The sequence below is a fragment of the Nocardiopsis alkaliphila YIM 80379 genome (assembly GCF_000341005.1).
Taxonomy (GTDB): domain Bacteria; phylum Actinomycetota; class Actinomycetes; order Streptosporangiales; family Streptosporangiaceae; genus Nocardiopsis; species Nocardiopsis alkaliphila.
Genome location: NZ_ANBD01000173.1, coordinates 15,426 through 28,245, shown reverse-complemented (window position 1 = coordinate 28,245; position 12,820 = coordinate 15,426). Strand labels below are relative to the sequence as shown.

At 67.9% G+C, this 12,820-nt stretch carries 9 protein-coding genes; 4 read left to right on the top strand and 5 right to left on the bottom strand.

The window, feature by feature from the left end; translation table 11 throughout:
* A partial coding sequence (locus tag D472_RS0123105) for a glycosyltransferase (protein WP_026117994.1) occupies positions 1-1,767 on the top strand: 1,767 nt, incomplete at its 5' end.
* A 28-nt stretch (positions 1,768-1,795) separates the two neighbouring features.
* On the opposite strand, the gene D472_RS0123100 is transcribed toward D472_RS0123105, so the two are convergent.
* Positions 1,796-2,206, bottom strand: coding sequence for a hypothetical protein (locus D472_RS0123100; RefSeq protein WP_017606812.1), 411 nt, complete (start codon positions 2,204-2,206; stop codon positions 1,796-1,798).
* 471 nt (positions 2,207-2,677) lie between these two features.
* On the opposite strand from D472_RS0123100, the gene D472_RS0123090 reads away from it, so the two are divergent.
* From D472_RS0123090 to D472_RS0123080, 3 genes are all read left to right on the top strand, one after another.
* On the top strand, positions 2,678-3,103 hold the full coding sequence (locus D472_RS0123090) for a hypothetical protein (RefSeq protein WP_017606811.1): 426 nt from the start codon (positions 2,678-2,680) through the stop codon (positions 3,101-3,103).
* Positions 3,104-3,447: 344 nt separating this feature from the next.
* Positions 3,448-4,527 (top strand): pilus assembly protein TadG-related protein, encoded by a 1,080-nt coding sequence (locus tag D472_RS0123085; protein ID WP_017606810.1) that lies wholly within the window; start codon positions 3,448-3,450, stop codon positions 4,525-4,527.
* A 979-nt stretch (positions 4,528-5,506) separates the two neighbouring features.
* A complete protein-coding gene (locus D472_RS0123080; RefSeq protein WP_239643032.1) occupies positions 5,507-6,352 on the top strand; it encodes a hypothetical protein in 846 nt (281 codons plus the stop codon).
* A gap of 61 nt (positions 6,353-6,413) precedes the next feature.
* Here the strand turns inward: D472_RS0123080 and D472_RS0123075 are convergent, their stop codons facing one another.
* The 4 genes from D472_RS0123075 to D472_RS0123060 form a co-directional block, all read right to left on the bottom strand.
* The gene (locus D472_RS0123075) at positions 6,414-7,568 is read right to left on the bottom strand and encodes a pectate lyase family protein (RefSeq protein ID WP_017606808.1); all 1,155 of its coding nucleotides are present in this window, start codon (positions 7,566-7,568) and stop codon (positions 6,414-6,416) included.
* A 352-nt stretch (positions 7,569-7,920) separates the two neighbouring features.
* Positions 7,921-9,636, bottom strand: a complete 1,716-nt coding sequence (locus D472_RS0123070; RefSeq protein ID WP_017606807.1) for an ABC transporter family substrate-binding protein — start codon at positions 9,634-9,636, stop codon at positions 7,921-7,923.
* A 70-nt stretch (positions 9,637-9,706) separates the two neighbouring features.
* On the bottom strand, positions 9,707-11,875 hold the full coding sequence (locus tag D472_RS0123065; RefSeq protein WP_017606806.1) for a dipeptide ABC transporter ATP-binding protein: 2,169 nt from the start codon (positions 11,873-11,875) through the stop codon (positions 9,707-9,709).
* A 15-nt stretch (positions 11,876-11,890) separates the two neighbouring features.
* On the bottom strand, positions 11,891-12,796 hold the full coding sequence (locus D472_RS0123060; RefSeq protein WP_017606805.1) for an ABC transporter permease: 906 nt from the start codon (positions 12,794-12,796) through the stop codon (positions 11,891-11,893).
* Positions 12,797-12,820 lie beyond the last annotated feature (24 nt).

The window sequence follows — 12,820 nt, the reverse complement described above, 5'->3', positions numbered from 1 at the left end:
GGGGGGGCCAGCCGGCGTGGGGCGTTGGACAGGCTGGTGGGGTCGCTGGGGTTGCAGGACCGGGTGTGGCTGATGGGGGCCCACCCTCGGGTCGAGGAGGTCTGGGCACAGGGGGCGTTCGCGGCGGTCACCTCCAGCGAGGAACCGTTCGGGATGACCATCGTGGAGGCCATGCGTTCGGGCCTGCCGGTGGTGAGCACCGACTGCCCGCACGGGCCGGCGTCGATCATCCAGGACCAAGAGGACGGTCTCCTCGTCCCGAACAAGTCCGCGCCGGGCATCGCGCGGGGGTTGGCCCGTTTGATGGGCGACGACGACCTGAGGCGGCGGATGTCGGCGGCGGCGCTGAGCGCTTCGGAACGTTTCGATCCGGTGAACGTGATGCGCCGCTATGAGGAACTCTTCTACGAACTGGCCGGGTCCGGTGCGCCGGACCGGCCCGCGATCCACGTGCCCAGGCCCCGCCCCGCCCCGCCCGCGTCCTGTCGGGTGGAGGTCGGGCCGGACGGAGTGACGGTACTGGACTTGGGGCCGGTCTCCTTCGGCTCGGGGACCGTCCTGGCCTCCGACCGGATACCGGACACGGTGGTGCTCACCAAGGGAGAACGGCGTCTGGAACTGACCCCGGAGGCCGATGGACGGGTCCTCGTGGACGCCACGAAGCTGGACCTGAGCACGGGCACCTGGCAGGTATCCCGCGTGGACCTGACGAATCCGGGGAGCGAGAACGGGTCCCGGCCTGAGGGCGTGGAGACCCCCCTTCGTGACCTGAGCATCCAGCAGTACGGTTTTCCGCTCTCCCCCTCCCGGGTCACCGAGCTGTCCCTGGTGATCCCCGCGCGTTCGGTGAAGGGGAGCCTAGTGCTGCACGTGCGCCGTTCCCCGCACCACGCCGAGGTCGAGCACGTGGAGGTCGCCGACGGACGGATCACCGTGCGGGGCCGGGTGCTGGGACGTGAACTCCCCGACGCCAAGGCCCGAGTGGCGCTGCGGCCGCACGCCTCCTCCCAGACCCTGCACGCCTTCGACGCCGCCGTGGCGCGTGGTGGCGAGTTCACCGCCGTCATCGATGCGCGGATGATCACGCACGGGCGCCACGGCGACTCCGACAAGTGGCAGATGCGTCTGGTGCTGTCCGATGGCACCGAATGCACTCTGGGCCGTCACCTGTCTGGGGTGGTGGGTTACAAGCAGATCATCGAATACCCCACTCAGCAGGTGCGCCCGGCTCAGGGGGCCGGGACCAAGGTGCGGCCGTACTACACGATCAACGACCGGTTGGGGTTGAAGACCTCGCCGGTGGCGCCTTCACTCTCGGTGGATCGAATGCGGATCCGGCCCGCCGGCAGGCGCGCCGACGAACTTCGACTGGAGGTGTTCCTGGAAAAGCCGCTGCCCGAAGGTGTGTCCTACGCGGTGGAGGTGGTGCGCGGCAGCCACGCCGGGCAGCGTTTCCCCTTGCGGGAAGTGCCGCTGTCGTCCGGTTGGGAGGAGGCCATGTTGGTGGGCCGACTCCCGTTGCTGGGCCATGAGGACCACCAGGGAACGGAAACGCTGCGCTCACGCTGGCGGTTGCGTTTGCTCGCCGGGCCGCCCGGGGCCCTGAGCCGCATGGGGGCCAAGAGCATCCATCCCCGTACCGCTCGTAGGTGGAGTCGAGGCCCGTATGTGCGGTCGGCGACCGTGTCTGCAGTGGATTCGGGTGATGTGGGGTTGGTCGTCGCCGACGTCCACGTGGCGGGGGCCGTGCGGCGCCGGTTGCGCTGAAGGCAGGCTCCTGCGCCCCCGAGTCGGTCTATCGCTCCCGCTCGGGGGCGGCCTCGCGCTCGCCACGGGCGATCAGGCGGGGGTGGTTGAGGAACCAGGTCACCAGCAGGAGCACGATGACCGGAAGCAGATACGCCACGAGTGGCACCGAGGCCAGCAGCCAGCCCAGCGCGAGCACTCCCAACAGCGTGGCGGAGACCAGCGCGGCCAGGTGGCGTACGTCGGGCGGCATGAGCAGTGGGAAGGCCGCGATCAGTACCACCGGATAACCCAGTGGCAACCGGGCTCCGTTGCCCAGTTCGAGGGCGACGGCACCGAACATCCGTGCCTCCAGGCAGAGCAGCAGAGCCACCACGGGTGGGATGAGGCAACCCACCAGGGCCACCCAGGGATACGGCGGGGTCGGCAGTTTCTCCGTGGGCTTGGGGGAACGGTTCACGGTCGCGGAACCCTCCGTGCTTCCGACTGCGGTCAGGTACTGGTCGTGGCACCTGACCGCAGGATACGCCGCACTCGGTGTCCGTACATTTCGGATTTCAGGCCTCGGCGTTCGGGGGCGCCCGTTCGGGGGTCTCGGTGACGAGCCAGGTGACCTGGAACTCCAGGTCGCCCTTCAACCCCTGTCCGAAACACCGACCAAGTGGCCTGGTCGGTGTTGGCGCCGTTCAAAGCAGGGGCGAACCGGGCCACCAGGTCGCCGGGCGAAGGTGGGTCCACCATGGCAGCGGATCCGACACACCAGGAACCACCGGTGCATAGCGACCGAAGACAGGTGGGGCGAGCTCCCGCGTTCCGGACGGAACGGCCCACGGGTGAGTTTTCCACAGGTTCCGCGATCCCGCTTGTACCCCCGGTGTGGCCGGCCCATGCTCGGTCCAGGTCTCCTCCCCCTGTGAGAAGGTGAGTCGCTTTGTCCCGTGAGCCCGCGCGTTCCCAACCCCCTGCCTCGGACGAGATCGGCGTGCCGGTCCCCGAGGCCTTGGCGTCGCAGCTCTCGACCCCACCGGTCGCCCGTGAGCTCTCGCACGGCGACGACGGCTTCGTCCTGCGCGCCGCCGTGCGCCGGGTGGCACCCGACGTCTTGGGCACCTTCGACATCCAGCACCGGCACGTGCGCGACCTGAGTTCTCGTAACGGCGACCCGGTACCGGTACGGATGTTCCTGCGCCGCTGGGGCATGTTCGTGGAACTGCGCAGCTGCCCGCGCAGGGCCGCCCGGTTGGCCCACTTGGAGGTGGCCGCGGCCGAGGCCACCGACACCGAGAGCGCCCGCGCCGCCGCCCAGGAGATCGCCCGAATCCTCGACGGCCCCACTCGTCACTCGCCCGCGCCCTGAACGTGGTCACCTCGATCACGCCCATCAGGTCCAAGGCCACACCCCTGCGCCGTGCTCGGGCCGGCCCGTGATCGAACGGGATCGCGGCGGCCGGTCGTGGCCGCGTCGGACCGTACCCGCACGGGCGCCACCGAGCCCCACCTGGGATGACGGAATCAGCGCGTGCCCACCGGTGAGGGCGCCCCGAACCCCACCCCTGTACCGGCCGCCACAAGCCGGGTTAAGCTGCCCGACGCAGGGGTCCGTGCGATACGTGGTCGATCGCCTACGGACCCACGCCATCCGTGCCCTCGACCCTTCGCCCCCGACCCCGCCCTCGCGGGAACGACCCCTTTGGGACGGACATGCGACGGACCACCCTCCGAATGGAACGCCGACGTCACCTTTTGGGACGCCGCGACGATGGCCAGGCCAACATCCTCCTGCTTTTCGGCATGACCATCGCGCTGCTCTCCCTCACTGTGCTGTTCATGCGCGTGGGTTTTGCCAACGACCAGCGTTCCCAGGCCCAGACCGCGGCGGACGCCGCCGCCCTGGCCGCGGTGAGCGCCCTGCGGGACCACGCGGCCGACCAGATGGCCGGTGGCGCCTATCCCATGCCCCGTTACGACGAGGAGGCCGCCACCGCCCGGGCCGAGAACTTCGCCCGCGAGAACGGTGCCGTACTCACCGACATCCGAGCCAGTGACAACGTGATGGGCCGCTCGGGCAACATCGTGCGGGTGGAGGTACGAGGGGCGCTCTGTCAGAAGGAGCTGGAACCGGACGGCTCCCGGCACTGGAACGACGTGGTGTGCGAGGGCGAGGAGGACATGAGCGCCACGTCCTTCGGCAGCGCGGCGGCGATCGCGATCATCGACCTGAACGCGGACTGTGGCCGGGACGAGGTGGGACTGAACTGCGACGGTTCGGCGATCGGTGACTCCGTGCAGGCCTCGGCCCTGTTCGACGTGCACCTGGTCGACCAGGAGGGGCAGTACGAGTTCGACCCGAACTCGGTGTTCGGCGCCGGCGCGATCGTGGACTGCGCCGAGCTCGGTTCCCTGCACCCGGCGATGTGCGCGGCGCACCAGCGCCTCAACGAGCAGTTTCCGGGGTTCTACCTGAACGCCGGCGGCTACCGGAACGAGCCCACCAGTGACCACGGATACGGCGAGGCGGTGGACTACATGATGGCCGACCTGGGCGGGACTCCGACGCCCGAGATGGACGCCACCGCCGTGCGGGTGATCGACTTCTTGATCCAAAACCATCAGGAGATGCAGGTCAAGGGAATCATCTACGACTACCACATCTGGAATCCGGCCAGGGACGCCGTGGGGCCGTGGGAGAGCGTGAAGCGGCACGCCGGGTTTCGCGGCAACCCCACGCAGGACCACGTGGACCACATCCACCTGTCCGCCGGACCACCGCCCTTCAGGTAGCCGATCCTTTGCTGGGGTCCACCCCTTGAGGATCCCCCAGAACCCCCTCTGAGCAGGGGTTGTTGTTTATCCACAGCTTTTTGCGGTGTCTTGCCGAGGGTCGGTGCGGCGGCCGAACCTGAAAGGCATGACCCGAGAACCCCTCGTACCCGCCGGGGACGCTCCCGTCTTCATCCCTCCAGCCCGTGGTCGCGACGTCGCGAGGCGCTCATGGCCACGGGGCCAAGACCCCGTCGCCTTCCGGGGACCTGCTCGTGCACGCTCCGAGGCGGTCCCCGTACCGGGTGGTGGCGTCGTTCGGGATGGGCGACCCGTGATGACACTCGAACGGGCGGTGGGCCGATGATCGGCGAACACGAGAGCCTTCCTCTCCGAGGGAGGGCCCCAGAGCGTGGGGCGGGGCTGGTGGAGTACGCCGCGCTGCTGACACTGGTGGTCGCGCTCACGGTGTCCCTGACCGTGGTGGTCCCTCGGATGGCCGAGCACTGGGAGGTGGTGGCCGAGCGGGCTCTGGATCCGAAACGGCCCACGACCGGCCACGAACCCGATGTCCTGGGTGATCGCGAGTGGGATCCGGTGGAGGTGACCGAAACGGTCCTGCGGTGTCTTCCCACCCCGGACCCGGTGAGGAGGGTGGACTGCGCGTTGGCGTTGTTGGGGTTGTTGGACTCCGAGCCGCTGGAGGCCACCCTCCTTCGGCTCAACGCCGATGAACTGCACGAACTCTTCGCCAGCGACACCTTCGACTCGGCGACGGTGGCCCGCACCGCGGTGCGGTTGTTGTGGGAGCACGGTTCGGTCGAGTTGCTACGTCGGCTCTCCCGGACGGAGACCTTCGCCTTCCTCGAGGACTTCCTGGAGTCTCCTGAGGTCCACTACACCCTACGTTTCGTCCCTGTCGGTCGAGATCATGTGCGGGCCGTGCTCGAACAGAGCGGTGAGTCACCGCGTCGTACTCACCGTAGGCACCACCCCCCACATGCCGGACCGCAGAATCGAGGCGCTGTCAGTGTCGACATGGATGCCGTTCACCGATCCGCAGGACGAGGGCACGAAGGAGCCGCCCGATTGGCCGTTGACGCTGTTCGTGCTCGTGGCCTGCCTCGTGATGGTCGCCAGCGGCTGGGGAGTGGCCCGGCTGACCCTGGCCCCCGGCCCGGTGGAGGAGACCGCCCCACGGGAACGCCCCCTTCGGGAACGATCGGGCGAGGTGGAGCCCGCCGACGCGCAGGCCTTCTTGGAGCTGGCGTCCCAGGAACTGCGCCTGGCACCCGTACTGCACGTGAGTTACACGCAATGGTCCACGGACCAGGAGACCGGGCATGGTTGGGCGCGCGGCGGCGACGGCCTCGACGCCGAGTTCGAGCACTACTTCAGCACGTCGACGGGCGTGGAGGTGTACCGCTACGAGCTGGCCGGTACCGGTTACCTGATGACCGCGCGCGAGGGCTCGGGCGGGATGAGGTTGTTGACCTCGCCCACCGCGGCGGACCAGCGGTCGTGCTCGGCGGAGTTCGTCGTGGCTCCCCTGGACGAACTGATCGAGGCGGCCGAGGACATGGAGTTCGTGGGCACCGAGGAGCTGACCCTGCCGGAGAGCCCTGCCGGAGAGCCCGCGAGCACCCACACCACGCACCGGTACACGGGAAGCTCTTCGGTGATGATGAGTGGTTACGATTCCACCTCCGGCGACAACACGTTGACGCGGCTGCCACGGGTGGAGTTCGAACTGTGGGTCGACGAGGCGGGGCACCCTCGAAGACTCCACTACCGAACGGCGGACGGGACCGGGAAGACCTACGACTACCACGCGGTTGCGGACTGAGCCCGCCTGAGACGAAACCCCACCGGAAACGCACCCCCAGGGCTCCGGTCACGGGGCTCCGTCATAGGGCGCCGGCACGGCCACCGACGAGGTCGGGAACACTGACGGTGTCGTCGAGTTCGTAGACGTAGGGCGGCTCGGGGACCTCGCCGCGCAGGTCGGGCTGGTCGGAATCGACCAGGAGGTTGTCCCGGGTGACCACGTTGCCGGGTTCGTCGTCCTGGGTGGAGACCGACAGCGGCGTGCGCTCGAAGTAGTTGCCCTCCACGAGCACGTTGGAGCCGTGCGCGGAGCGGACCCCGTAGTCGGGGTTGTCGCGGAAGTAGTTGTTGAACACGTGGACGTGTTCGGCGTTGCGGGCGCGCGGGTGTCGGGAGGTGGTGCCGTCGAAGAAGTTGTGGTGCACGGACACCCGGAGGGCTCCGGGTGCGTCGTCGTCCGCGCCGATGCCGATGGCGGCTTCGGCGTCGGTGAAACGGTTCCAGGACAGGGTGACGTGGTCGGCGCCGTCGGTCACCGAGACGAGGCTGTCACCGTCACCGCCGCTGAAGGTGGAGCCGTCCACCCACACGTGGTGTGCGCCGCCCTGGACGCTGATGGCGGTGGCGTCGACGTTCATGGTGACGTTGGCGATGATGACGTTGGTGGAGCCGTCCACGACCAGTCGGCCCTTGGTGAGTTCGGCGCCCTCCCCCACCCCCAGGAGGGTCTTGTCGGATCCGACGTGGATGGTCCCGTCGAGGTCGATGTCGCCCTCGACCTCCACCACCAGGGGTTCGTCGGAGCTCAGGTGTTCGACGAGGGTGTCGGCGTCGGTGGCGCCGACGGTGTCCCCGTCGGCCCCTCCGGTGACGCCGGGATGCTCGGTGGGGCCGCTGGACTCCTGGGCGGAGGAGTCGTCGGAGTCCTCGTCCTCCGCCCCGTCCTCGCCGTTCGGAGCGCCCCCCTCATCGCTTCGGTCGGCTTCGTCGGACTCGGGGGCCGTCTCCACGGGCCCGGGTTGCGCGGCCCATCCCACGGGGGTGCCGAAGGGCCATTCCTGCTCGGGCTCGGCCGAGGGCGATCCGGATTCGTCGGCCTCTTCCGAGCCCGGGTCGGATGCGGCCTCGGTGGGGGTGTCGCTGTCCCCGCCATCGGTTCGGTGACCGGCGCAGGAGGTCACGGTCACGCACAACAGGATCGCCAGGCAGGCGGAGGCGAGAGGGTGGAGTCGCATCTGGAGCTTTCCAACGAGCGAGGGAGGGACACGAGTGTCAGGGGGTAAGGGGAGGGACGATGGTGGGATGCTACCGATTCTGTCAGGGATCAGGAGATCTCGACCACATCACCCATATTCGCCCTATACCTTCCTGTTCACCCCCTCCGGGTTCCTTGACCCGGTCGCGTGTTTCTCCCTCTGAAGCGCCCCGAACCGCCCTTGGGCAAAGGGCGAGGGCGCCGACCCCCACTCGGGGGACGACGCCCTCTGATCTCACGCGAAGACCTTCGGTGTTCCCGGCCCTGAACACCACGGGGTGTTCAAGGCCTTCGGACGCTCATCGTGTCCGTCTCGGGGAAGGCCGGTGCACCTACTCCTTGGCCCAGCCGATGTCCTCGTAGACGAAGTCGGCGGCCAGACCGAACTCACCGAAGTTGTGCAGGTCGTCCTTCATGACCCAAAAGCCGGGACGCTCGAACAGCGGGATGGTGATGGCCTCTTCCCACAGCAGGGCGTCGATCTCGTTGGCGAGCTCGGCGTAGCGGTCCGGGTCGGTCTCGACCGACAGTTCGTCGAACAGCTCGTCGATCTCGGGGAGGGAGTGCCGGCTGATGTTGGCGCCCCACTCCTCGCCTTCCTCGTCCAGCGGCATGCCGTAGTTGCCCTTGGAGCCGGAGACGAAGGGAGAGGTGCCGGTGTAGACGAAGGTGGCCATCTCGTAGTTACCGGGCGTCACGTACTCGGAGAAGAGCGCGTTGGCCGGAACCTGCTGGACATCGACCTCGATGCCCACCTCGGCGAGCATCTGCTGGGCCATCTCGCCCTCGTCGACGGCCAGGTCCATGCCCTCGGAGGCCACGTAGGCCAGGGTCAGGGTGTCGCCGTCCTCGTTGGTACGGAACTCCTCGCCGTCCTCGAGGGTCCAGCCGGCCTCGTCGAGCAGCTCGGCGGCGCGCTCGACGTCACGCGCACCCAGGTCGCCGCTGTTGTCCTGGTAACCGTTCTGGCTGGAGCGCAGCAGACGGTTGACCTCACCGGTGATGGGCCATTCCACCGCACCGAGGGCGACCTCGGCCATGGTGTCGCGGTCCAAGGTCAGGGCGATGGCCTGACGGACGCGCTTGTCCTCCAGGCGCGGGCTGGAGCCGTTCAGCGCGGTGAAGCGGTGACCGTGGTTGACGGCGCGGGTGAAGTAGGCACCGTCGCCCTCCATGTCCTTGACGCGCTCGTAACCGGCGGCGTCGTAACCGAGGTAGAAGGCGTCGATCTCACCGTTGGCGAAGGCACCGGCCTGGGCGCTGGTGTCCAGGCCCGCGAAGATGATGCGGTCGAGCTTGGCCTCCTCGCCCCACCAATCCTCGTTCTTGTGCACGGTGATGCGGGAGGCGACGTCGTCGAACTCCACGTCACCGAACGGACCGGCGGTGACGGGGATGTCCTTGTTGTAGCCCTCGGCGAAGAGTTCGGCGTCCTCCATGTACTCCTTGGGGTACAGGGGGGAGAACAGGGTCGGCCAGTCGCCGTAGGGCTCCTTCATCTTCAGGGTGAAGGAGTACTCGTCGTCGCCCTCGACGACCTCGTCGACCCACTCGTAACCGACGGTGGACAGGATCTCGAAGTCACCGTCGCGCTCGCCCTTACGGGTGATGACGGTGGCCTCGTAGTCTTCCCAGGTGATGGGCTCACCATCGGACCACACGGCGTCGGGGTTGAGCTCGTAGTCCACCTCGAGGCCGTCGTCGCTGACCTGGTAGTCGAGAACGTAGTTCTCGTTGGGAGCGAAGCCGCCTTCGGCGTCATAACGGGTCGCGGAGGGCATGACCGCGGACATGACGCGGCGAACGTCGGCCTTGTTGCCCTGAACGTGGTGCATGTTGTGCTGCTCTTCGTACTCGCTCAGAGCCCAGACGAAGTCACCTCCGTCCTTGAGGTCGTCGCGGTCCGCGGGGTTGAGGTCCTCCGCGGGCAGGGAGGCCTGCTCATCGCGGGCATCGTCCTGATTTTGACCATCGTCACTGGCGCAGGCGCTGGCCATCAGCACCAGTGCGAAGGCGGGGGCGAGGTAACGCGCCTTCCCGATACGCATGGGGATTTCCCTCCTAAGGGTGGTGTGGCCGGGGCGCGGGGCGGCACCGGCCGTGCCTTCGAACCGTGGATCAGACAAGGTCGCTCCGCCGCTCGGCGAAGTGACAGGCCGACCCCTGGTCCCCACCGTTGACGGGCAGGATCCGTGGTTCGGTGCTCATGCACTGCTCCCGGTCGGACTCCGAGAGGGTGATGAACTTTTGGCACCTCGTCCGGAAGCTGCAACCCGAGGGCGGATTCGCGGGACTGGGGAGGTCCCCTTCCAGGACGATGTGCGTGCGTGCTCGCTCCCGTTCCGGGTCCGGAACGGGGATGGCGGACAGCAGGGCTTGGGTGTAGGGGTGGCTGGGTCGGGTGTAGATCGACTTGGTGTCGCCGATCTCCACGATCTTGCCGAGGTACATGACCGCCACCCGGTCGGCGATGTGCCGGACCACGGACAGGTCGTGCGCCACGAACAGGTAGGCCAGACCGAGTTTGGCCTGGAGTTCTTCGAGCAGGTTGATCACCCCCGCCTGGATGGACACGTCCAGGGCCGAGACCGGCTCGTCCAGCACCAGTAGCTTCGGTTCCAGGGCCAGGGCCCGGGCGATGCCGATGCGCTGGCGCTGGCCACCGGAGAACTCCGCGGGGAAGCGGGTGGCGTGCTCGATGTTCAGGCCGACGAGGCGGATGAGCTCGTAGACGCGCTCGGTGACCTCCTTGGCCGGGACCTTGTGGGCGCGCAGGGGCTCGGCGATGATGTCGAACACCGGCATTCGCGGGTCCAGGGAGCTCATCGGGTCCTGGAACACGATCTGCATGTCGCGACGCAGCCCGAAGCGTTCGGCGCGGGTGAGTGTGCCGACCTCGCGGCCCATCACCTCGACGCTGCCACGCTGGGGCCGCTCCAGGTTCATGATCTCCATGAGGGTGGAGGACTTGCCGCACCCGGACTCACCGACCAGGGCGAGGGTCTCCCCCTCCCTGATGTCGAAGTCGATGCCGTCCACCGCGTACACCGTGCCGACCCGGCGCTTGAAGACGGCGCCCTTCAACAGCGGGTGGTGCTTGATCAGGTCCTGGACCCGCAGGACCTCGGCGCGATCGGCCCGGTCGACCATGGCCGTCGCGGAGTCGGGGATGTCCGGCACCGGGTAGATGTCCTGGGCGGTCCAGCCGTTGGCCTCGATCTCGGCGGAACGGATGCACGCGACCCGCTGCACACCGGTGTCCTGGGGTCGGGTGTCGTCGGTCCCGGGCGTACGGGAGCCGACACCGAGCAGTTCCGGCTCGGACTCCTCGCACTCGGGTCGGACGATGGGACAACGCGGCGCGAAGGGGCACCCCGAGGGCAGATCCGACAGGGAGGGCGGGTTGCCCTTGATCGGCACCAGAGCGCCCTGATCCTCCAGGTCCATGCGTGGGACCGCGCCGAGCAGGCCCATGGTGTAGGGCATGCGGCTGCCGTAGTAGATCTCGTCGACGGTGCCGATCTCCACTGGGCGACCCGCGTACATCACCAACACCCGGTCCACGAACCCGGCGACGACGCCGAGGTCGTGCGTGATCATGACGATCGCGGCGCCGGTCTCGCGCTGGGCGGTGCGGAGCAGGTCCAGGATCTGGGCCTGGATGGTGACGTCCAGGGCGGTGGTGGGCTCGTCGCAGATGATGACGTCGGGATCGTTGGCCATCGCCATGGCGATCATGACGCGCTGGCGCATACCACCGGAGAACTCGTGCGGGAAGGAGCGGTACCGCGACTCGGGGTTGGGGATGCCCACCAGTTCCAGGAGTTCCACCGCGCGGGCCCGGGCCTTGGCCTTGCCCGCCTTGGGGTTGTGCACCAGGAAGGCCTCGGCCAACTGGTCACCCACGGTGTAGACGGGGGTCAGGCCCGACAACGGGTCCTGGAAGACCATCGAGATGACCTTGCCGCGTTTACGGGCCATCTCCTTGTCCTTCTTGCCCAAAAGCTCTTCACCGTGCAGGAGCACGGATCCGGTGATCTCGGCGTGCTCGGGCAGCAGCCCCATGGCGGCCATGGAGGACACGGACTTGCCCGAACCGGACTCACCGACGATGCCCAGGACCTCGCCACGATGGACGGCGTAACTGACGCCCCGCACGGCCTTGACGTCGGGGTTGTTGTTCATCCCGGGGAAGGTGACGGTGAGGTCGATGACCTCCAGAACCGGGGTCCGGTCCGTGCCGTCGTTGTTCGTGGTCTGGCTTTCCACGATGGTCTCGGTGCTCATTGGTGTGCCTTCCCCCTAGGAACGACGCGACTTGGCGGTGGGGTCCAGGGCGTCGCGCAGCCCGTCCCCGATCATGTTCACGGCCAGGACCAGCAGCACCAGCAGGGCCGTCGGGAAGACGAAGACCCAGGGCGCGGTGGTGGCGAACGAGGCGCCGTCCGCGATGACCACGCCCAGACTGATGTCGGGGGACTGAACGCCCAGACCGAAGTAGCTCAACGCGGTCTCACCGATGATCGCGGTGCTGACCATGATGGTGGCGTCCGCGATGAGCAGCGACGACATGTTCGGCAGGATGTGCCGGAAGATGATCTTGTGCGAGGGAACGCCCATGAAGCGGGCGGCGTGGATGTACTCGCGTTCGCGGAGCGAGATGGTCAGGCCCCTGACCATCTTCGAGGTGACCATCCAGCTGAAGGCCGCCAGCAGGATGACCAGGATGAGCCAACCACCGTTGCCGACGAAGTGCCGGGACAGGATGGCGAGGATGACGAAGCTGGGCAGCACCAGGGCCAGGTCGGCGATCCAGGTGAGGGCCTTGTCGGTGAGCCCGCCGAAGTAGCCGGCGAAGGCACCGATGACGGCCGCCATCGCGGTCGAGATCAGGGCCACCAACAGACCGATGAGCAGGGACTTCTGCAAACCCGCCGTGGTCTGGGTGAAGATGTCCTGGCCTGTGCGGTTGGTACCGAACCAGTGGTCGGGCGAGAGGCCTTCCAGGAGTGCGGTGTAGTCGCGCTCGCTCACTCCCCAAGGACTGATCACCGGTCCGATGAAGGCGAACAGGGTCAACAGGACCAGGATCACGATACCGACGATGACGCGTCTGGTCTCGATGAGCTGGCGGGCGATGTCCTTGAGCCGGTTGGGTGCCGGAGGCGCGGCGGGCACTTCCGGGGTCGTCTCGGTGACGGTGGTCATGGCGTGGTCTCCAACAAAGCTGCT

What these genes read in the sequence shown, in the direction of transcription:
- D472_RS0123085 (WP_017606810.1), top strand. Translation starts at nt 3,448, where the DNA reads ATGCGACGGACCACCCTCCGAATGGAACGCCGACGTCACCTTTTGGGA.
- D472_RS0123080 (WP_239643032.1), top strand. Translation starts at nt 5,507, where the DNA reads ATGCCGGACCGCAGAATCGAGGCGCTGTCAGTGTCGACATGGATGCCG.
- D472_RS0123075 (WP_017606808.1), bottom strand. Translation starts at nt 7,568, where the DNA reads ATGCGACTCCACCCTCTCGCCTCCGCCTGCCTGGCGATCCTGTTGTGC.
- D472_RS0123070 (WP_017606807.1), bottom strand. Translation starts at nt 9,636, where the DNA reads ATGCGTATCGGGAAGGCGCGTTACCTCGCCCCCGCCTTCGCACTGGTG.
- D472_RS0123065 (WP_017606806.1), bottom strand. Translation starts at nt 11,875, where the DNA reads ATGAGCACCGAGACCATCGTGGAAAGCCAGACCACGAACAACGACGGC.
- D472_RS0123060 (WP_017606805.1), bottom strand. Translation starts at nt 12,796, where the DNA reads ATGACCACCGTCACCGAGACGACCCCGGAAGTGCCCGCCGCGCCTCCG.